Source organism: Gilliamella sp. N-G2 (assembly GCF_002142215.1).
Lineage (GTDB): Bacteria > Pseudomonadota > Gammaproteobacteria > Enterobacterales > Orbaceae > Gilliamella.
This window is the reverse complement of sequence record NZ_NAST01000011.1, coordinates 20481-40689: the sequence shown is the minus strand read 5'-3', so window position 1 is coordinate 40689 and position 20209 is coordinate 20481. Positions and strand designations below refer to the sequence as shown.

At 37.0% G+C, this 20209-nt stretch carries 20 protein-coding genes and 2 pseudogenes; 16 read left to right on the top strand and 6 right to left on the bottom strand.

Annotated elements, in window-relative coordinates; genetic code table 11:
- Positions 1 to 6: 6 nt before the first annotated feature.
- From glnL to B6C99_RS06660, 3 genes are all read right to left on the bottom strand, one after another.
- Entirely contained in the window at positions 7 to 1056 is a 1050-nt protein-coding gene (gene glnL / locus B6C99_RS06670; protein ID WP_086359132.1) for a nitrogen regulation protein NR(II), read from the bottom strand.
- A 74-nt stretch (positions 1057 to 1130) separates the two neighbouring features.
- Positions 1131 to 2540: a glutamate--ammonia ligase gene (gene glnA / locus B6C99_RS06665; protein ID WP_086359131.1), complete on the bottom strand. Its 1410-nt coding sequence runs from the start codon at positions 2538 to 2540 to the stop codon at positions 1131 to 1133.
- Between the two features lie 262 nt (positions 2541 to 2802).
- Positions 2803 to 3306, bottom strand: a complete 504-nt coding sequence (locus B6C99_RS06660) for a DUF4952 domain-containing protein (RefSeq protein ID WP_086359130.1) — start codon at positions 3304 to 3306, stop codon at positions 2803 to 2805.
- Between the two features lie 130 nt (positions 3307 to 3436).
- Between B6C99_RS06660 and B6C99_RS06655 the strand changes: the two genes are divergently transcribed.
- The 3 genes from B6C99_RS06655 to gpsA are packed head-to-tail and all read left to right on the top strand — an operon-like array spanning position 3437 to position 5437.
- Complete coding sequence (locus B6C99_RS06655; RefSeq protein WP_086359129.1) at positions 3437 to 3877, top strand: rhodanese-like domain-containing protein; 441 nt, start codon at positions 3437 to 3439, stop codon at positions 3875 to 3877.
- 25 nt (positions 3878 to 3902) lie between these two features.
- Positions 3903 to 4385 (top strand): protein-export chaperone SecB, encoded by a 483-nt coding sequence (secB, locus tag B6C99_RS06650; RefSeq protein ID WP_086359128.1) that lies wholly within the window; start codon positions 3903 to 3905, stop codon positions 4383 to 4385.
- Between the two features lie 38 nt (positions 4386 to 4423).
- Positions 4424 to 5437 carry an NAD(P)H-dependent glycerol-3-phosphate dehydrogenase gene (gene gpsA / locus B6C99_RS06645; protein ID WP_034900767.1) on the top strand — a complete coding sequence of 338 codons (1014 nt, stop codon included), beginning with the start codon at positions 4424 to 4426 and terminating at the stop codon, positions 5435 to 5437.
- Between the two features lie 249 nt (positions 5438 to 5686).
- On the opposite strand, the gene B6C99_RS06640 is transcribed toward gpsA, so the two are convergent.
- The gene (locus B6C99_RS06640) at positions 5687 to 6661 is read right to left on the bottom strand and encodes an ornithine cyclodeaminase family protein (protein WP_086359127.1); all 975 of its coding nucleotides are present in this window, start codon (positions 6659 to 6661) and stop codon (positions 5687 to 5689) included.
- A gap of 199 nt (positions 6662 to 6860) precedes the next feature.
- Between B6C99_RS06640 and aas the strand changes: the two genes are divergently transcribed.
- The 13 genes and pseudogenes from aas to B6C99_RS06580 all read left to right on the top strand — a co-directional run bounded on the left by aas (position 6861) and on the right by B6C99_RS06580 (position 17533).
- On the top strand, positions 6861 to 9008 hold the full coding sequence (aas, locus tag B6C99_RS06635; RefSeq protein ID WP_086359126.1) for a bifunctional acyl-ACP--phospholipid O-acyltransferase/long-chain-fatty-acid--ACP ligase: 2148 nt from the start codon (positions 6861 to 6863) through the stop codon (positions 9006 to 9008).
- 15 nt (positions 9009 to 9023) lie between these two features.
- Positions 9024 to 10211, top strand: a complete 1188-nt coding sequence (gene lplT, locus B6C99_RS06630) for a lysophospholipid transporter LplT (RefSeq protein ID WP_086359125.1) — start codon at positions 9024 to 9026, stop codon at positions 10209 to 10211.
- Positions 10198 to 11109 (top strand): N-acetylmuramic acid 6-phosphate etherase, encoded by a 912-nt coding sequence (murQ, locus tag B6C99_RS06625; RefSeq protein ID WP_086359124.1) that lies wholly within the window; start codon positions 10198 to 10200, stop codon positions 11107 to 11109. The genes lplT and murQ overlap by 14 nt, the downstream gene beginning before the upstream one ends.
- Positions 11110 to 11320: 211 nt before the next feature.
- Positions 11321 to 11687, top strand: a pseudogene (locus B6C99_RS13675) (PTS sugar transporter subunit IIA); the annotation flags it as partial.
- 65 nt (positions 11688 to 11752) lie between these two features.
- Positions 11753 to 12295 (top strand): annotated as a pseudogene (locus tag B6C99_RS13670) (PTS system mannose/fructose/N-acetylgalactosamine-transporter subunit IIB); the annotation flags it as partial.
- Between the two features lie 21 nt (positions 12296 to 12316).
- Positions 12317 to 13117, top strand: a complete 801-nt coding sequence (locus B6C99_RS06615) for a PTS mannose/fructose/sorbose transporter subunit IIC (RefSeq protein WP_034883163.1) — start codon at positions 12317 to 12319, stop codon at positions 13115 to 13117.
- Between the two features lie 16 nt (positions 13118 to 13133).
- A complete protein-coding gene (locus tag B6C99_RS06610) occupies positions 13134 to 14045 on the top strand; it encodes a PTS system mannose/fructose/sorbose family transporter subunit IID (RefSeq protein ID WP_086359122.1) in 912 nt (303 codons plus the stop codon).
- A gap of 150 nt (positions 14046 to 14195) precedes the next feature.
- Positions 14196 to 14564 (top strand): DUF956 family protein, encoded by a 369-nt coding sequence (locus B6C99_RS06605; RefSeq protein ID WP_086359121.1) that lies wholly within the window; start codon positions 14196 to 14198, stop codon positions 14562 to 14564.
- 259 nt (positions 14565 to 14823) lie between these two features.
- Positions 14824 to 15072, top strand: coding sequence for a 30S ribosomal protein S16 (rpsP, locus tag B6C99_RS06600; RefSeq protein WP_086359120.1), 249 nt, complete (start codon positions 14824 to 14826; stop codon positions 15070 to 15072).
- Between the two features lie 19 nt (positions 15073 to 15091).
- On the top strand, positions 15092 to 15622 hold the full coding sequence (gene rimM, locus B6C99_RS06595; RefSeq protein WP_086359119.1) for a ribosome maturation factor RimM: 531 nt from the start codon (positions 15092 to 15094) through the stop codon (positions 15620 to 15622).
- Positions 15623 to 15638: 16 nt separating this feature from the next.
- Positions 15639 to 16391: a tRNA (guanosine(37)-N1)-methyltransferase TrmD gene (gene trmD, locus B6C99_RS06590; RefSeq protein ID WP_086359118.1), complete on the top strand. Its 753-nt coding sequence runs from the start codon at positions 15639 to 15641 to the stop codon at positions 16389 to 16391.
- 31 nt (positions 16392 to 16422) lie between these two features.
- Complete coding sequence (gene rplS, locus B6C99_RS06585) at positions 16423 to 16773, top strand: 50S ribosomal protein L19 (RefSeq protein WP_025314641.1); 351 nt, start codon at positions 16423 to 16425, stop codon at positions 16771 to 16773.
- Positions 16774 to 16927: 154 nt separating this feature from the next.
- Positions 16928 to 17533 carry a MarC family protein gene (locus tag B6C99_RS06580; protein WP_086359117.1) on the top strand — a complete coding sequence of 202 codons (606 nt, stop codon included), beginning with the start codon at positions 16928 to 16930 and terminating at the stop codon, positions 17531 to 17533.
- Between the two features lie 116 nt (positions 17534 to 17649).
- Here the strand turns inward: B6C99_RS06580 and B6C99_RS06575 are convergent, their stop codons facing one another.
- Positions 17650 to 19047, bottom strand: a complete 1398-nt coding sequence (locus B6C99_RS06575; protein ID WP_216819407.1) for an amino acid permease — start codon at positions 19045 to 19047, stop codon at positions 17650 to 17652.
- A gap of 54 nt (positions 19048 to 19101) precedes the next feature.
- A complete protein-coding gene (locus tag B6C99_RS06570; RefSeq protein ID WP_086359116.1) occupies positions 19102 to 20208 on the bottom strand; it encodes an alanine/ornithine racemase family PLP-dependent enzyme in 1107 nt (368 codons plus the stop codon).
- Position 20209 lies beyond the last annotated feature (1 nt).

Below are 20209 nucleotides of genomic sequence, written 5' to 3'. Positions count from 1 at the left end.
TTAACCTCATTGTTTGATTGGCAAATAGATAGAAAACTCAGTGTGTCCCGGCCAGCTGTTAAATTCAATCTTACCATGGTGCTGATCGATAATATTATGCGCTATCGATAACCCTATACCATTGCCACCTTCATAACCACTGACCATCGGATAAAACAACGTATCTTGAATATGTACTGGAACCCCTGGGCCATTATCTTCAATATCAATGCGCGCACAAAGTCGATAACGTTGACCATGTAAAGTGACCTGAAATGCTGTTCGCGTCCTAATTGTGATAGAACCCGCTTTTGAACCAATCGCTTGTATCGCATTACGGACGATATTTAAAACTACTTGCTCGATCTGCTCGGAGTCATGTACCAGTTCCGGCAAACTAGGATCATAATCGCGAATAATCTCAACATTTGACGGTTTTTCTAAACACAACAAGGCATAAATTCGCTCTATGGCTTGGTGAATATTCTGTTGTGTTTGCTGTAATCGTTGTTGCGGACCTAATAATCTATCAACAAGATTTCTTAATCTATCTGCTTGTTCAATAATAATTTGTGTATAATCTTGTAACTCATTTTTAGGCAGTTCACGCGATAACAATTGTGCTGCACCTCTAAGCCCGCCTAATGGATTTTTAATTTCATGCGCAAGTCCACGAACGAGTTCACGCGCGGCATTCTGTTGCGCTTGCTGTAATTGCTCTTGACTTAACTTTTTATGACTATTTAATGGTGCCATTTCGATCAAAATGCGACCATTAACTAATAATTGCGCCGTCAGTGATAAAATATGCAATTCATTGTTTATCACTAGATTTACTTCACTATCAGTAAAACTTTGGTTTTGATCCAAGGCATTTTGCATCAATTCAAGATCTAGTGAAAAATACCCCAATAAATCGGGAAGATAACTATCAAATATTTTTTTCGAACTTTGGGATAGTAACTGTTGTGCCGCCGAATTGGCGTAAACAATATTGAGTTTTTTATCAAGTAATAAAATATTAGTTATAATTGAGTCGAGAACAAGATTCGCATCAGATTCATTATCAAAAGTCATCGTAGGCACTCCGTTCTCTTTAGATACCACCGCCAAATAGCGGTGGTTAACACTTCAAATAGTAAAATAATGACTTATAGGCTATAGTACAATTCAAATTCAACCGGATGTGGAGTCATACGTACACGATCAACATCTTGGCGTTTTAATTCAATATATGCATCAATAGTGTCATTAGTAAACACATTACCACGAGTTAAGAATTCACGATCGGCATCTAAAGCATTTAGCGCTTCTTCAAGTGAACCTGCAACTTGTGGAATTAATTTAGACTCTTCTGGTGGTAAGTCATATAAGTTTTTATCCATCGCATCACCCGGATGAATCTTATTGATAATCCCATCTAAACCAGCCATTAATTGTGCTGCAAATGATAAGTATGGATTACCCGCCGGATCTGGGAAGCGAACTTCAATACGACGCGCTTTAGGGCTAGTAACCACAGGGATACGAATTGATGCAGAACGGTTACGCGCAGAATATGCAAGCATAACTGGTGCTTCATAACCTGGAACTAAACGTTTATAGGAGTTAGTTGCTGGGTTAGCAAAAGCATTAATTGCTTTAGCGTGTTTGATAATACCACCAATATAGAATAACGCCATTTCAGAAAGTCCAGCATATTTATCACCAGCAAAAAGATTTACGCCATCTTTGGCGAGTGATTGGTGACAATGCATACCAGATCCGTTATCACCAAACATTGGTTTTGGCATAAATGTCGCTGTTTTACCATAATTATGAGCTACATTTTGGACAACATATTTATAGATTTGAACTTCATCAGCTTTTTTAGTTAATGTATTGAAACGGCAAGCAATCTCATTTTGCCCAGCAGTTGCAACTTCATGGTGATGCGCTTCAACTACTAAACCAAGTTGTTCCATGATTAAACACATTTCAGAACGAATATCTTGTGATGAATCAACAGGTGGAAGTGGGAAATAACCACCTTTAACGCCAGGACGATGCCCCTTATTACCTTCTTCGTATTTAGTACCAGAGTTCCAAGCTGCTTCGATATCATCAATATGAACAAAGCTACCAGACATTGGCGATCCAAAACGAACATCATCAAATAAGAAAAACTCAGGTTCTGGTCCAAAAATAACGGTATCAGCAATACCTGATGATTTTAAAAACTCTTCAGCACGTTTAGCAATTGAACGAGGGTCACGGTCATAACCTTGTAAAGTCGCTGGTTCTAAAACGTCACAACGAATATTTAATGTTACATCTTCAAAAAATGGATCAATTACTGCGCTTGATGCATCTGGCATTAAAACCATATCTGATTCGTTAATGCCTTTCCAACCAGCAATGGAAGAGCCATCAAACATTTTACCATCTTCAAAAAAATCTGCGTCGATTTGACTTACAGGAATTGTAACGTGTTGTTCTTTACCTTTAGTATCAGTAAAACGTAAATCAACAAACTTAACATCGTTTTCTTTTATTAGCGTTAAAACTTTTTGTGTAGACATGTAGCTTCTCCATTGAGGACATATAATAATTGTTCAGTTTAAAGGCATTTTGCCTATTTATTAGATTATATGCAAATATGATGCCAGTTTTTCATTAACCATTTTAGACGGTTTTAGTGATTAAATAATAGCAGAAAAAGTATTAATGCACCATGATAATGCATAAAGCACCAAAACAATGCACCAAAATGTTACATAAACCATTTATGCCACACTTTTGCTCCATGACAAAGTAGTTAATTGGTGACGCTTCTTTACTAAGTTATATATCGAATCTTCGAAAACCGGTTATGGTTAAATAAAAAGTCGTTTCATCCCAATCACGTTTGAGTGTTTCGCCTGAAGAAAACGACACCTCATATAATAAGTTATTCTTTGGATTAACGATCATTACTGGATTTTGTTGTTCCCAATAACAGCATAAATATTTCAGGTCCCCCATTCCCATAGTTTTAATCAAATATTGGTGGGCTTGCTTAGCATATTTACCGTCAACTTTATAAATTACTGTTATCGGCCATGTTTGACCTTCATCTTGCATTTGACAATCATAATATTGAAAATAATCAGGTGCATTAGCATCAATTTCCAGAAAAAAATTTCGACAGGTTAAATTTGGGTCAAACAGTAATGGCTCATCGGTTATTTGCATATTTTCATCTAGGTTTGCGGTTTTATTTATCGCTAAATTATTTAGATCAGCTAAAACAGACGGTATTACAGTAATTAAAAGAAATGGCAGTAAGATAAATCGTTTAAATAACATTAATTCTCTCCTTAGAATTCTTTAGATCTTATCAACTTAAAATAAGATTTCTCCCTTTAGCTCTGTATTTCAGTAGACAATATCGTTATAATCCTATCTTATTTTTAATAAATTAGGTAATCATAAAAGTATGGACTTTGTTACGCTCGAAATTATACCTTTTGTCAAAAATCATCTTCTTCTTTCATTAGGTTGGGTTGTGTTATTTGTTGCAATCATTGTATTAACTGTAAAAAGTAAATTGTCAAAAGTGAAAATAATTAATAATGCGCAAGCAATTAATATGATCAATAAACAAGATGCGGTTATTATTGATATTCGTTCAGCAGATAGCTTCAAAAAAGGGCATATTACTGAATCACATAACATCCTACCCGTTGATATAAAGAATGCTAGTGCGAAAACTATAGAAAAATTTAAAGAAAATATCATTATTGTGATTGATGAAAATGGCTTAACATCAGCTGGTATTGGTGAAGTATTAGTCAAACAAGGTTTTTTACATGTATTTACATTAAAAGATGGTATTGCTGGTTGGAACGGCGAAAACTTACCATTAGTTAGAAAATAATATAATTTTAAAATAAGGTTTTATCATGACAGAACAAAACAATACACAACAACCAGAAACACAATTTGCAATTCAACGTATTTACACTAAAGATGTTTCTTTTGAAACCAATAACGTCCCTGAAATTTTTACTAAGCAGTGGCAACCAGAAATGAATTTAGAGCTAAATTCATCATCACAAGCATTAAGTGATGAAGTGCATGAAGTTTCTTTACGTGTTACCGTAACGGTAAAACAGCAAGAAGAAGTTGTGTATATTTGTGAAGTTACCCAATCAGGAATTTTCTCTCTTATTGGTTTTGATGATGCACAAATTCAACATTGTGTTGGTGCTTATTGTCCAAACATTTTATTCCCTTATGCGCGTGAAGTTATTTCAAGCCTAGTGAATAAAGGGACATTCCCACAAGTTAATTTAGAGCCAGTAAATTTTGAAGCATTGTTCATTAACTATTTACAACAACAAGAACAACAAGCGCAAAATAGTGCAACTGAAACCTTACAATAATTGTAATTGTTTGGTTAATCGAGTCTATTGGATTATATATGAGTAAAGATGCTGCAGTGACTGTAATTGGTGCCGGTTCTTATGGAACCTCACTAGCTATATTACTAGCACGTAATGGCCATGAAACTTTATTGTGGGGACATAACCCAGATAAGATGGCTATTTTGCAGCATGATAGACAAAATAGACAGTTTTTGCCTGATATCCCTTTCCCAGAGCAACTGCAAATTGAAGCTGATTTAGCCACTGCTGTTGCTGCTGCACCTATTTTACTTATTGTTGTACCTAGCCATGCGTTTGGTAGTATTCTTAAACAAATAAAACCATTGTTAAGAAAGGATAGTAAAATTGTTTGGGCAACAAAAGGGCTTGAAGTTGATACTGGACGATTATTACAAGATGTTGCACGCGAAGTTTTAGGTGACAAAATTCCATTAGCGGTTATTTCTGGTCCTACATTTGCTAAAGAAGTGGCATCTGGTTTACCCACTGCAGTTACTGTTGCCTCAACTGATGAACAATTTTTAACAGAACTACAAAATTTATTCCATTGTAGTAAATCGTTTCGAGTATACAGCAGTAAAGATTTTATCGGTGTTCAACTTGGCGGAGCAGTCAAAAATGTGATTGCCATTGGTGCTGGATTGTCTGATGGACTTGGTTTTGGTGCTAATGCCAGAACAGCATTAATCACTCGTGGATTGGCTGAAATGATGCGATTAGGAGAAGCACTTGGTGCCGATCCCGCCACTTTTATGGGGATGGCAGGATTAGGTGATTTGGTACTAACCTGTACCGATAATCAGTCTCGAAATCGTCGTTTTGGTATTTTACTAGGTCAAAACAAATCAATTCAAGAAGCACAAGAAATCATTGCTCAAGTGGTTGAAGGCTGTAGAAATACCAAAGAAGTTTGGTCATTAGCACAAAAATATCACGTCGATATGCCTATTACTGAACAAATCTATAAAGTACTTTATGAACATAAAGATCCAAAACAGGCAGCTATGTCATTATTAGGGCGTTCACAAAAAGAAGAGCTGAAAAGCTAAGTTTCGATCTTAGAGCCGCTCTTACCTCGCATGATTTTATTGATAATGGCTAATCTATTGTTGATGTTAATAAGTAATACCATTAACGACGATTTTAAGCGCTAAAAAACCCTTTCCTATAATTTTTTATTTTATAGAACTAACTTATTGTTAATACTCATAAGAAACACTATTAATACCAATTTTAGACATTAAAAACCCCTTTTTCAAATTTTTTGTTAAGGGGTGATTTGGGGTTTAAAAGAATTATTAGATAGTAGTTCCAATAGCCTTTTGTTTAGCTTTCTGATAAATATCATAACCGACATAGACATCTAAAACTGCCGTTCCCACTGTTTTAAATAACGTGATTTGCTGATCGTTTTGACGACATTTTTGCGGATCGATAACTAAATCTCCCAATTCATAAAAATCTTGTTTTGTTACTAAATTTTGATTAATTGGGTCGATAATATCACCAGCTTCAGCAAATACACCATCTTGAGTATCAAGTACACGAATATCTGCTTTTGCCACTATATTACTTGGGATTTCGTGCATCTCGGGAGTGTAAGCACCTACACCATTGATATGAGTTCCGGGTTTGACTAGCTCACCATTGAAAGTCACTTCTTTTGATGTAGTCACTGAAGTAATAATATCAGCATGGCGAATATCTTCATCCAAATCTTGTGAAAAATAGAAGTTAGTTGAAAAATGGCAAAATCGTTTTTTCATCTCTTCAGTAAATTGTTTGCCTTTTTTGGCATCAAGTCCATAAATAGCTACATCGGTTAACTGCCGTACCGTTAACATAGCTTCTAATTGTGCAGCAGCTTGCCCACCAGTACCAATTAATACTGCTCTTTTAGCATCTTTTTTAGCTAATAAATCCGTAGCAGCACCTTGTACCGCACCGGTTCGCAATTGCGTAACAAAGGTTCCATCTAATATCGCACAAACTTCGCCCGTTTGAGGCTCGATCATAAACACTTGTGCCGGAACTGATGGTTTGCCCAATTTAGGATTATCAGGAAAAACCGAGACAATCTTTAATCCAACAACATCATTTTCTTTAATATGAGCTGGCATAACTAGGCATTGTCCTTTTTGCATATCAAAGTTGATACGTAAAGGTACTTCACTATTACCCTGAGTATAAATTTTTAATGCTTGTTTATCTGCTGCTACAGCATCTTCCATGGTATAAAATTGTTGGATATCTTGAGCTGTTAAAATTAACATTTTCATTCCTTACTGTTATTTAACTTTTATTTTACTTTTTTACTATTTATTGTCTATTAATTAATATTTAGAACTAGAAAACTCGCATAACAAATTGTTTAATAACAATTAAATTCAATTGAAATTTAGCTTCTTGTATATTGCAATAATTTTCACTATCATGACAGAGTGCAATTTTGCACGGAAATTGAGAAATCAGATGTTATTTAAAATATTAAAATTTTTTTTAAAGATTTTATTCCATGTCAAGATTCAAGGTAATCTTGATAACCTAAAACAAGACAGACTTCTTATCACCCCTAATCATGTTTCCTTTCTAGATGGCGTTTTAATCGGCGTATTTTTACCAGTAAAACCAGTATTTGCTATCTACGCAGGATATATTAATCACTGGCTAGTTCGTTTAGCCAAACGCTATGTCGATTTTGTGCCAATGGATCCATTAAGTCCTATGGCAATAAAAAAATTGGTCCGTGAAATTGAAAAAGGCCGACCAATTGTTATTTTTCCGGAAGGTCGAATTACCATAACCGGATCATTAATGAAGATTTATGACGGTGCGGCATTTGTTGCGGCACGTTCTCAGGCGACCATTGTACCCGTTTGGATAGAAGGTGCCGAATTCACCTTAACCAGTCGCTTAAAAGGTCTATTTAAACGTCGTCTATTTCCAAAAATTACTATTAATGTATTGGAACCAAAATCAATTCCAATGCCTGACGCAGCAAAAGCAAGTGATCGAAGATATATTGCAGGCGAAAAATTACATCAAATTATGATGAATGCCAGAATGGCAAGTCGCCCTAAATTAACCCTTTTTGAAGCTCTACTCGAAGCTCAAGTTCGTTATGGCGTAAAATCACGAATGGTTCAAGACCCTACCACTCATGAAGCCTCCTATCGAAACTTACTTAAGCAGATTATCGGTGTAAGTTGTATTATTTCTAAAATTACCAAACCGAAAGAACGAGTTGGCCTATTATTACCCAATGCAACAATTACTGTTGCCACTATTTTTGGTTTATCAGTTAAAAACCGTATTCCAGCAATGCTCAACTACACGGCAGGTACTAAAGGATTGACCTGTGCAATTACTGCAGCTGAAATAAAAACCATTATCACTTCACGTAAATTTATTAAAAAAGGTAAGCTTGATTACTTATTAGAAGAAATTAACGATGTAAATTGGTATTTCCTTGAAGACTTGCGTAATAGTTTGAACTTTTTTGATAAACTATATGTTGTAGTGCATCAATACATTCCTCGGTTAGTTAAACGACGACAATCAAGTCAAGATGAGGCTTTAGTTCTATTTACTTCAGGCTCAGAAGGTAATCCGAAAGGGGTTGTCCATAGCCATGGCAGTTTATTGGCTAATGTCGAACAAATTCGTACTGTTATCGATCCAACGCCTGCTGACCGTTTTATGTCGGCATTACCTCTTTTCCACGCCTTTGGCATTACCGCAGGCTTATTTTTACCGTTGTTCTCTGGCAGTCGTACGTTTTTATATCCAAATCCATTACATTATCGTATGGTACCGGAAATCATTTATGACCAAAACTGTACGGTGTTATTTGGAACACCAACATTTTTAGCCAACTACGCCCGTTATGCACATCCATACGATTTTATGCGTTTACGCTACGTAGTTGCTGGTGCTGAAAAACTTTCTGATGCGGTGCGTGAACAATGGAAAGATAAATACGGTATTCGAATCTTAGAAGGTTATGGTGTAACCGAATGTGCACCAGTTGTTGCTCTTAATGTGCCGATGGCATTTAAAGCTGGTACTGTTGGTCGTTTATTACCGGGCATGGAGTCAAGATTAATACCCGTTTCAGGCATTAGCAATGGCGGAGAGCTACAACTTAAAGGCCCTAACGTAATGAAGGGGTACTTACGGGTTGAAAAACCAGGGGTACTCGAAGAGCCTGTTGCTATTGATGAAAATGGTAATGTGGATAAAGGTTGGTATGATACCGGTGATATCGTTGCAATTGATAAAGATGAATTTTTAACTATCAAAGGTCGATTAAAACGTTTCGCAAAAATTGCTGGCGAAATGGTCTCACTTGAAAGTGTTGAAGCTTTAGCTAAAAAGGTCGATGTTGATGCCATGCATGGCGCAACCGTAAAAGCCGATGCAGCCAAAGGAGAGGCTATTGTGCTATTTACAACCTCGACTAAATTAACTAGGGAACAGCTGAATCAAGCAGCGCAGGATTTAGGTATTCCGGCATTAACGATCCCTCGAGATATTCGTGTTGTTAAAGAGTTACCATTATTGGGTACAGGTAAAATCGATTTTATTACCTTACGCAAAATGGCCGATGAGAATCAATAACAGCAAGGATTCGATATGTCTAAACAACCATTGTTATCAGTTGGCATGGCAGCGACCATGCTAGCTCAGTTTTTTTCAGCCTTTGCTGACAATGCAATTTTTTTTGCTATCCTTGCTTTTATTAAGCAGCTCCATTATCCAGAATGGAGCCAATCAGCATTGCAAATCGGTTTTGTAATTCCTTTTATCCTTCTTTCTCCTTTTGTTGGTCAATTTGCTGACAGTATGTCGAAAGGTAAAGCGATGATGATTGCAAATGGGGTTAAATTATTAGGTGCAGCGATTATCTGCTTAAATATCAATCCATTTTTAGGCTATTTTTTAGTCGGTGTTGGCGCAGCCGGTTACTCGCCAGCAAAATATGGTATTTTAGGAGAACTCACTTCCGGCGATAATTTAGTTAAAGCGAATGGCTTAATAGAAGCGTCAACCATTGCAGCTATTTTGCTTGGTTCACTTGCCGGTGGCCATATTGCTGATTTAGATATTACTTTAGCGTTGCTTACTTGTGTTGTTATGTATGGACTAGCGGTAATAGCAAATATTTTTATTCCCAAATTACCAGCTGCTCGACAAGATATTGAGTGGAAGTTGATAAGTATGATAAAAGATTTCGCTAAAACCATCAAAATCATCTTCAATAATAAACAAGCCCTTTATACTTTACTTGGTACCAGTCTATTTTGGGGTGCAGGCATTACTCTGCGTTTCTTATTAATCAGCTGGGTACCAATTGTTTTAGGTATTACCGACAATTCAACTCCAACGAATCTAAATGCTGTTGTAGCAATAGGTATTGTTATTGGTGCGGCATTGGCTAGTGCTTTGGTTTCAATTTCGAATACATTACGTTGTATTCCAGCTGGGATATTAATGGGATTTGCCGTCATCGCATTCACGTTACAAAGTAATATGATTAGCTCTTATATATTATTAGTTGTTATTGGTGCATTAGGCGGTTATTTTTTAGTGCCACTAAATGCACTAATTCAAAAAATTGGTAAAGAGCTTGTCGGTGCCGGAAGTGTGATTTCAATACAGAACTTAAGCGAGTATAGCGCAATGATGATTATGTTAAGTGCTTATACCTTAGCTGTCGCTTGTGGATTATCAGTCATTACAATTGGCGTCGGTTTTGGTATGCTATTTGCTATTCTTATTGCTTTTGTATGGTTAGGGTTAAAATCACATGCCAAACATTAATTTATCGGCTATGGTCACCGAAAATCGCAACAATGCGAGCGAAAATATTGACTGCGCATCCACAATTGAAATTCTACAAATTATCAATAATGAAGATAAACAAGTGGCACTCGCAGTCGAAAAACAACTTACCTACATCGCTAATGCCGTGGATGCAATCAGCGATGCATTCCTAAATCATGGCCGTTTAATCTACCTTGGTGCCGGCACCTCAGGTCGATTGGGAATTTTAGATGCCAGCGAGTGTCCGCCTACTTATGGAACAGCTCCTGAACAAGTGGTTGGATTAATCGCTGGCGGGCATCCTGCCATATTTAAAGCTGTCGAAAATGCAGAAGATTTACCCGAATTGGCAATTAATGATCTAAAACACATTAATTTTACTGATAAAGATATTTTAGTGGGGATCGCAGCAAGTGGTCGCACACCTTATGTTATTGGAGGCATGCAATATGCAAAATCACTTGGCGCTACAGTGGTAAGTTTATGTTGCAACCCTAATGCACCAATGATTAATTTGGCTAATATTGCTATTACCCCTATTGTCGGAGCCGAAGTCATTACCGGTTCATCAAGAATGAAAGCCGGCACTGCACAAAAGATGATCCTCAATATGTTAACAACAGCCAGTATGATTAGAATCGGCAAAGTTTATGGTAATTTAATGGTTGATGTTGAAGCCACTAATGCTAAGCTTGTTGAACGGCAAATATCAATTGTTATGCAAGCCACCGATTGCAACCGAGATACAGCTATAACAACGTTAAATCAATGTAATCAACATTGTAAAACAGCTATTTTAATGATTCTTGCCGGAATAACCGCTCAGCAAGCAAAAACAAAACTCGAACAAAATAATGGCTTCATTCGTAAAACATTAGTACAAAATAATACCTAATTTATTCTCTTATTGAGCAGTAGTCTTAGAAAGTATGACATAGTTTTTATATGTTAGTTAAATGAAGATTATTTAATCAGTTGACAATTATTGTTATTAATCTTTGATACAGATCAAGGTAATAGCTTATTTTGTTAACTAAAATAAAATTACTTTGCTTTATTTTATTAACTTTATATTAGCAATAATATAGAAACCTAGGAGGTACGTTATGGTTGGAATTATCCTAGCAACTCATGGTGAGTTTGCTGAAGGTATTTTACAATCAGGGACGATGATATTTGGCGAGCAAGAAAACGTTAAAGCCGTTACCTTGCACCCAAGTGATAGTCCAGAAAGTTTAAAAGAACGGATGCTAGCAGCAATAGCTACTTTCGATAACCAAAACGAAGTACTGTTTTTAGTTGATTTATGGGGTGGAACGCCATTTAATCAAGCCAATACACTCTGTGGCAAACACCCAAATTGGGCTATCGTTGCTGGCTTGAACCTTCCTATGCTGATCGAAGCCTATTCATCACGTTTATCCATGGATAGTGCCAAACAAGTGGCTACAGCAATTATAGAGTCAGCTCAGGAAGGAATTCGAACAACTATTGAAATTGCGGCTAAACCACAAGTAAACAACCAACAATCAAATACTATCCCAGAAGGTACTGTGTTAGGTGATGGTAAGTTGAAAATAGTATTAGCTCGTGTTGATTCGCGCTTATTACATGGTCAGGTGGCGACGTCTTGGACTAAAGCTACTAATCCTAATCGGATTATCGTAGTTTCTGATTCAGTAGCCAAAGATGAGTTAAGAAAAAAACTGATTGAAGAAGCTGCACCTCCTGGAGTTAAAGCTAATGTCGTGCCAATTAAAAAAATCATCGAAGTTGCGAATGATCCTCGTTTTGGTAACACTAAAGCTTTATTACTTTTCGAAAACCCGGAAGATGTACTTCGTGCTATCGAAGGTGGCGTTGATATTCAAACATTAAATGTGGGTTCGATGGCGCACTCTGTTGGCAAGGTAATGGTCAATAAAGTGCTATCTATGAGTACTGAAGATGTTGACGCATTCGAAAAATTAAAAGCGAAAAATGTGAAATTTGACGTTCGCAAAGTACCTAATGATTCTAACGATAATATGGATGAATTATTAAAGAAAGCGAAACAAGAATTAGCCGGACAGAAAAATTAGTTTAATTAAGAGGTTATTATTATGACTTTATCGATTATTGCTATCATTTTAGTGATAGTTATTGCGTTCCTAGCGGGGATGGAAGGTATTTTGGATCAATTCCAGTTTCATCAACCATTAGTTGCTTGTTCATTAATTGGTCTTGTAACAGGAAATCTAGATGCGGGTGTTATGTTAGGTGGCGCATTACAGATGATAGCACTAGGTTGGGCAAATATTGGTGCCGCCGTTGCTCCTGATGCCGCACTTGCTGCCGTTGCTTCGTCAATTATTTTAGTACTTGGTGGACAAGGTGAAGCTGGGGTGAACACAGCTATCGCTATTGCTATCCCACTTGCGGTTGCTGGTCTATTTTTAACGATGATCGTACGAACTATTGCCGTGCCATTAGTGCATTTAATGGACGCCGCAGCAGAACAAGGTAATATTCGTAGAATCGAATTATTGCAAATATTAGGGGTTTGTTTACAAGGTTTACGTATCGCAATCCCAGCAGCAGCACTATTGTTTATTCCTGCCGATGCAGTTAAGGGAGCGTTAAACTCAATGCCTGAATGGTTAACAACTGGTATGGCTATTGGTGGCGGTATGGTGGTTGCTGTTGGTTATGCTATGGTAATCAATATGATGGCAAACCGCGAAGTTTGGCCATTTTTCATTATCGGTTTTGTCGTTGCCGCGATATCACAATTAACCTTGATTGCACTAGGTGCGTTAGGTATTGCTTTAGCACTGATTTATCTAAATCTTTCTGAACGCGGCAATTCATCAAATGGTGGTAACAAAGGCGATCCACTTGATGATATTTTGAATGATTACTAAGAACTTGGAGAAGAACATGACAGATAAAATTCAATTAAGCAAAAAAGACCGTTTAGCGGTAGCTTGGCGTTCAACTTTCCTTCAAGGTTCTTGGAACTACGAACGTATGCAAAATGGTGGTTGGGTTTATTCAATGATTCCGGCTATCAAAAAATTATATACCACAAAAGAAGATCGTTCAGCCGCGCTTAAACGTCATTTAGAATTTTTTAATACTCACCCTTATTTAGCATCACCGGTACTTGGTGTGACTTTAGCCCTTGAAGAAGAACGTGCTAATGGTGCGCCAGTTGATGATGTCGCTATTCAAGGGGTTAAAGTGGGGATGATGGGACCTTTAGCAGGGGTTGGTGATCCAGTATTCTGGTTTACGGTTCGTCCGATGCTTGGTGCATTAGGCGCTTCACTTGCCTTAAGTGGTAATATTTTAGGACCAATTTTATTCTTCTTACTTTGGAATATTATTCGTTGCTCCTTTATGTGGCTTACTCAAGAATTTGGTTACCGTACCGGTTCGAAAATTACCGATAATTTAGGTGATGGTTTACTGCAAAAAATCACTAAAGGTGCATCTATCTTAGGGATGTTTGTCCTGGCAGCTTTGGTACAAAGGTGGGTATCAATAAAATTCCAACCTATTGTATCAACAGTAAAATTAGATAATGGTGCATTTATTGATTGGAATTCACTACCCGCTGGTGCCGAAGGTATTCACCAAGCATTAATCCAAATGCAAAGTGGACTTGCGCTGAGCCAAGAAAAAGTAACTACCTTACAAAATAACTTAGATCAGTTAATACCTGGACTGGTGCCATTACTATTAACTTTCTTATGTATGTGGTTACTTCGTAAAAAAGTATCCCCTATTTTAATTATTCTTGGATTATTCTTAGTCGGTATTATTGGTCACGTTGTTGGTCTTTTATAACATCAACAATGTTAACTAAAAAAGTTGAGGAGAGCACTTTTTAAGTAAAAATTGTACTTTTCTCAAACATTACTCACCCTTTTCACCATCAATAACGGGAAAAGGGTGAAATAACTAACTCAAATTAGCATAATGGAAACAAGTAATTAAATGGTGCAATCATTAAATACCAAAATAGATTTAACAGTTAAAGCGACTGCATTTTCAGGATTTTCAGAATATGGCGACATTATGATTGGCGATAAAGCATTTGAATTCTATCATCAACGTGATCCACGCAAATATATTCAAATTCCTTGGGAAGAAGTCGATTATGTAATCGCCTCGGTATTTTTTAAAGGTAAGTGGATATCTCGATACTCCATACAAACCAAAAAAGATGGAACATTTGCTTTTGCCTCCAAAGAGCCAAAGAAAGTATTAAGAGCAATACGAGTCTATGTTGATAGCCAAAAAATGGTCAAATCATTAGGATTTTTCGACATCTTAATTCGTGCTTTTCGACGTAAAAAGTCCTAAAAATAAACCATCTATTAGACAGCAATATCTCAGTAAACCAAGCCAACTATTATCAATTAAGCGAATTGTCTGCAATACGCTTGGTTAACCAGATGAATTTATGTTCATTTATGGTTAAACTTGCGGATAACCGCTACTACCACGCTTCTACACACTCAATCAGTCATTGCACTTTTCGCTAGAAAGAGTATAATTCTGGGGCTTTGATTTTGTCCATGTTGGGCAAAAGAAAGATTATTTTTTAATTTAAGAGGATGTTATGGTAACTATTCGTTTAGCTCGTGGTGGCTCTAAAAAGCGCCCTTTTTATCAAGTAGTTGTCACTGATAGCCGTAACCCACGTGATGGTCGTTTTATTGAGCGCGTTGGCTTTTTTAATCCAATTGCACAAGGTAAAGCAGAAGAATTACGTTTAGATCTTGATCGCGTAAATCACTGGGTTGGTTTAGGTGCAACTATTTCTGATCGTGTTAATGCATTGATCAAACAAGCACAAAAAGCTGCTTAATTAAGTAATAGTAACTGTGATGATGAATACTGAGAATCTAATTGTTGTTGGTAAACTTGGTTCAAGCTACGGCATTCGTGGATGGCTCAGGATTTTTTCGTTTACAGAATTTCCAGATAGTATTTTTGATTACAAACCTTGGTATATCCAGCGTGCTGGAAAATGGCAAGAAGTAGTCGTTGAAAGCTTTAAACCACATAATCAGGACATGATTGTCAAACTTAAAGGCATTGATGATCGCGACCAAGCTAATGCGTTAACGAATGCTGAAGTATTTGTTGATGCAGAAGAATTACCTGAATTAAATCAAGGTGATTTTTATTGGAAAGATCTCATTAGCTGTCGAGTAAAAACAGTTAATGGTTATGACTTAGGTCAGGTAACTGATTTAATGGAAACCGGTTCTAATGATGTATTGGTCGTTAAAGCAAATCTAAAAGATGCATTTGGAGCAACAGAACGTTTAATCCCTTTTGTTGAAGAACAATTTATTAAACAAGTTGATTTAACAACAAAAATGATTGTGGTCGATTGGGATCCCGCTTTTTAATTGGTAAGGTAAGAATATGTGGATTGGCGTAATTAGCCTTTTTCCCGAAATGTTCCAAGCTATTACCTGTTATGGCGTAACTAGTCGAGCTGTTAAAAATGGGCTGTTAACCGTAGATTATTGGAACCCGCGCGATTTTGCGCATGATAAGCATAAGACTGTCGATGATAGGCCTTATGGTGGTGGTCCCGGCATGTTAATGATGGTGCAACCACTTAGAGATGCAATTCATGCGGCAAAGGCAGTAGCAGGTGAAGATACCAAAGTAATCTATCTTTCCCCACAAGGGCGCAAATTAAACCAACAAGGTGTTTGCGAGTTGTCACAATATCAAAAGTTGATTTTGATTTGTGGTCGATACGAAGGTATAGATGAACGCGTTATCCAAACCGAAATTGATGAAGAATGGTCAATTGGGGATTACGTGTTAAGTGGCGGTGAATTACCGGCGATGACAATGATTGATGCATTAGCCAGATTTATTCCGGGTGTGTTAAATCATGAATCATCAGCAGAAGAAGACTCTTTTGCTAACGGCTTACTTGATTGCCCACACTATACTCGACCTGAGGTGTTAGATGGAATGGCGGTGCCTGACGTATTAAAGTCTGGTCACCATGAAGCGATTCGTCGTTGGCGATTAAAACAATCACTAGGACGAACTTGGTTGAGAAGAGAAGATCTTCTTGAAAATCTAGCTCTGACTGATGAAGAGCAACGTTTACTCACTGAATTTCAACAAGAATATCGTGATAAACCGAGCCAATAATATTTCAGTATAACTAGTAAGAGACAAAATTATGAAAAATGCAATTATTCAGCAATTAGAACAAGAACAAATGAAAAAAGACATCCCGTCTTTTCGCCCGGGTGATACGGTAGAAGTTAAAGTATGGGTTGTTGAAGGTAACAAAAAACGTCTTCAAGCATATGAAGGTGTTGTTGTAGCAATTCGTAATCGTGGTTTACATTCTGCATTTACAGTACGTAAAATTTCGAATGGCGAAGGTGTTGAACGAGTATTCCAAACTCACTCACCAATTGTTGATTCAATTACTGTGAAACGTCGTGGTCAAGTACGTCAAGCTAAACTTTACTACTTACGCGAACTTCGTGGTAAAGCAGCGCGTATCAAAGAGCGCCTTAACTAATTCCAATTGGTTAATATTTAATATACACATTAAAATATATCCAATTAAATATGGTCACCTTTATGGTGACCGTTTTTATGGGTATTATAGTTCATTCCCGCCAACAATCGTTGACACATTTCAAGCAATATCTAGTGATAAAAAAGGTAACACTATGGACAACTATCTTGTTGAGATTCTTGCCACCACAACCAAGTTATTTGCATTGATGACGCCACCAGCAGTGTTAAGTGCATTTTTAAGTGGTACCAAACAATATGATGAACAACAACGCCGTAAAACTGCACTTAAAACATCGTGTGCGGTGTTTATTATTGGTATTGTGCTATTCTTTTTTGGTAATGCGATGTTTAGCGTGTTTGGTTTTACACTCGACGCATTTAGAATTGGCTCGGGAGCATTACTGTTTATTACCGCGGTGACATTAATGAATGATTCGCCTGAAAAAAATAAAATTCATAGTGACGATGATGATATTAGTGTCGTGCCATTAGCAATACCGCTATGTATGGGGCCGGCATCTATCGGTACCATCATTGTTATGGGGACGAGTTCAGTTGGTATTATGCAAAATCTGATTGGCGCCCTTTCGTTATTGATTGCCTCAAGTGGTATTTACGCCATGCTATTATGCGCTAAAAGCATTGCTAAAGTGTTAAAAAATACCGGTATTGCCATTTTGTCAAAACTCACCGGATTATTAATATCAGCGATTGCGGCACAAGTTGTTTTTACTGGCGTCTCTGCATTCCTAAAATAAGTAAGGCCAGCCATCTTTTAGATAGATATAGATATAGATATAAAGATAGTTATCACTGATAGTATGTAATCACCTTTAATTGAGAGTTTAGGTGATTACATAAATAAAGAATAAGATTAATTTAATCTATTATTTAAATATCGTTTTTTAAAAAAGTAGTATGAAACTAAGATAACAAAAATTAAAAGCATTTCTGATAATAAAATAAAATGCCCTGATTCACCAAACCATACGCCAACAATAATAATGATGTTAACAATAATGGAGATCATCGCTAACCAAGGAAATAACGGTGATTTAAATTTAATCATCTCTTTAGTATACTTACCTTGATTCACACCTTTGCGAAATTGGTACTGACACCAAGCAATAATTATCCACGCAAAACAACCAACTTGTCCGGTACTTGCCACTAAATAGAGATATAATTTTTCAGCCGCGATATATTTTGAAAATAGCGAAACTAAGGCAATAATGGCGATAAATAATATTCCTTTGGTTGGCACGCCGCGTTTGTTCACTTTTGAAAAAGATTTTGGCGCTAAATTATCCTGAGCCATCGACCATAGCATTCGCGAACTAGCATAAACTGCTGAATTAGCAGCCGAAATCGCCGCACAAAAGATAACAAACAGCATCGCATAGGAAGCAAAGTTAATCCCCGCTTTATTAAATACCCAAACAAATGGACTAATCTCATCATGTGTTGTGCCATAAGGATAAACCAGTGCTAATACGGCTATCGCTAACACATAAAACAAGATGATACGAAACGCCACACCAGTAATAATTTTCGGTAATACCGTTTGTGGTGATTGCGCTTCACCGGCAGCACTACCGATTAATTCCACGCCCTGAAATGAATAGGTAACAATCGTCATACAGACAAAGATGGATAAAAAGCCATTAGGAAACCAACCCTGCTCTGTCTTAAAAGTTGGTAACTCATGCGTTTGATTATATTGTTGATAAAGTAGATATATACCAACTGCAATAAACGCAATAATAGCTAATACTTTAATCGTTGAAAACCAGTATTCACTTTCACCAAAGGCGCGAACCGAAGTTAAATGGACACAAGTGATAACGGTTAAAATAATTAGACTAAGAATGTAGATGGGGATAGAGGAAAAAACTTGATGAGCAATCATAGAAGCTGCAGTTAAGTCAGCCGCCATAGACAGCACCCAGCTTAGCCAATATAACCAGCCAATGGTATAACTCCAGATAGGATGTGGTATAAACATTAATGCATAATGTTGAAAAGAACCCGCATGCGGGAATGCACAAGAAAGCTCACCTAAGCAAAGCATAGTAGATAGCATAATACTACCCGCAAGTAGATATGCGATAATGGTCCCTAAAGGTCCAACCGTGCTAAGTGGTGCTGCGATACCAATAAATAATCCAGTACCAATTGAGCCACCTAAGGAAATCATCAATAAATGACGATTTTTTAAGTTTTTCTTTAAGGTACTGGGATAAGGACTTTCTTGAGATTCTGATGTTGCCATGTAAACCGCCTAGTAATCAATAATAGCTGCTGGTTGCCCAGCAGCTGATACATATTAATAAACAAACCGTTTTTCTACACCGTTGGTTTGGCAAGCCATAAGAAGAGCTGTGTAATCAAGTTCAAAGCCAATCATATCGCCAACTCGTAATGTTTCAGAAACATCTTCGATATCAACAATAGTATGATCGCTAGTTTGACCCAATACCGTAATGTTATCATTAATCGGTATACAGCTTTCTGCTGGTACATCTTGTCGGCCAAAAGCAAGAAGTGCTCGTTTGCGAGTACCATGATCAACAAAAGTTTTGCTGTTCAAAAAGGCATCAACACCTAGCTCACCGACAGGAACCGTTGGTTTACTATTAAGCTCAATAATTTGTGCATATAATTTATACATGTCACTACAAGCTTTTTCGACAGGTTTGTTTGAGTGATGAAATTCATCAAGATATTTCATATCCACATACTCAATACCAAACTCATGTAAACCACCAATTCGGATGTGATTAAGTCCTTCTGGCCAGATCCCTTTATCAAGCAGATGATAACTTGTACAGTTACCAGCTGATAGATACTTGATCTTGATATTACAAGCTTGCTCTACTTTACGCGCTATATGTAAAAAGTCCACACCATTTTTAACAGTTGGTAGAACCGTACCATAGCAATTAAAGTTAGTACCCAGCCCATACAGCTCAACGCCGGGTAGAGAAAGGATAAGTTTGACTGTCTCGATAATATCATCGACATGTTCAAACCAAATACCTTCACGCAAATCCCCCATATCAACCATTAATAGGACTTGATGGACTTTTTGCTGTTTGACCGCTTCATCAGAAAGTGCTTGGATAACTTGTTTTTCACTGTTCAAGCTAATATCAGCATATTTAACTACTTCGCTGATCTCGCTTAAGCAAGGACTACGTAGTAAACAAGTTTTACAATTTAAAGCGTCTTTAAGTTTCTTCAAATTGTAAGTTCTTGATTCGGCGATGACATCAATGCCACCATCAAGTACCGCTTTGGCGGTCTCCACACAACCGTCAAAGACTTTATTTACTGCCATTACTTCAATGCCGTGTTTAGCCAATAGCTCTTTTTCAACACGAGCATTGTCTTTTAATTTACCTAAATCAATTTCCAATATAGGTTTGTACATA

Coding starts and splice junctions, on each gene's coding strand:
- trmD (WP_086359118.1), top strand. CDS start 15,639: ATGTGGATTGGCGTAATTAGCCTTTTTCCCGAAATGTTCCAAGCTATT.
- aas (WP_086359126.1), top strand. CDS start 6,861: ATGTTATTTAAAATATTAAAATTTTTTTTAAAGATTTTATTCCATGTC.
- B6C99_RS06640 (WP_086359127.1), bottom strand. CDS start 6,661: ATGTTAATTTTAACAGCTCAAGATATCCAACAATTTTATACCATGGAA.
- B6C99_RS06655 (WP_086359129.1), top strand. CDS start 3,437: ATGGACTTTGTTACGCTCGAAATTATACCTTTTGTCAAAAATCATCTT.
- B6C99_RS06660 (WP_086359130.1), bottom strand. CDS start 3,306: ATGTTATTTAAACGATTTATCTTACTGCCATTTCTTTTAATTACTGTA.
- B6C99_RS06570 (WP_086359116.1), bottom strand. CDS start 20,208: ATGTACAAACCTATATTGGAAATTGATTTAGGTAAATTAAAAGACAAT.
- rpsP (WP_086359120.1), top strand. CDS start 14,824: ATGGTAACTATTCGTTTAGCTCGTGGTGGCTCTAAAAAGCGCCCTTTT.
- secB (WP_086359128.1), top strand. CDS start 3,903: ATGACAGAACAAAACAATACACAACAACCAGAAACACAATTTGCAATT.
- glnL (WP_086359132.1), bottom strand. CDS start 1,056: ATGACTTTTGATAATGAATCTGATGCGAATCTTGTTCTCGACTCAATT.
- gpsA (WP_034900767.1), top strand. CDS start 4,424: ATGAGTAAAGATGCTGCAGTGACTGTAATTGGTGCCGGTTCTTATGGA.
- lplT (WP_086359125.1), top strand. CDS start 9,024: ATGTCTAAACAACCATTGTTATCAGTTGGCATGGCAGCGACCATGCTA.
- B6C99_RS06610 (WP_086359122.1), top strand. CDS start 13,134: ATGACAGATAAAATTCAATTAAGCAAAAAAGACCGTTTAGCGGTAGCT.
- B6C99_RS06575 (WP_216819407.1), bottom strand. CDS start 19,047: ATGGCAACATCAGAATCTCAAGAAAGTCCTTATCCCAGTACCTTAAAG.
- rplS (WP_025314641.1), top strand. CDS start 16,423: ATGAAAAATGCAATTATTCAGCAATTAGAACAAGAACAAATGAAAAAA.
- glnA (WP_086359131.1), bottom strand. CDS start 2,540: ATGTCTACACAAAAAGTTTTAACGCTAATAAAAGAAAACGATGTTAAG.
- rimM (WP_086359119.1), top strand. CDS start 15,092: ATGATGAATACTGAGAATCTAATTGTTGTTGGTAAACTTGGTTCAAGC.
- B6C99_RS06580 (WP_086359117.1), top strand. CDS start 16,928: ATGGACAACTATCTTGTTGAGATTCTTGCCACCACAACCAAGTTATTT.
- B6C99_RS06615 (WP_034883163.1), top strand. CDS start 12,317: ATGACTTTATCGATTATTGCTATCATTTTAGTGATAGTTATTGCGTTC.
- B6C99_RS06605 (WP_086359121.1), top strand. CDS start 14,196: ATGGTGCAATCATTAAATACCAAAATAGATTTAACAGTTAAAGCGACT.
- murQ (WP_086359124.1), top strand. CDS start 10,198: ATGCCAAACATTAATTTATCGGCTATGGTCACCGAAAATCGCAACAAT.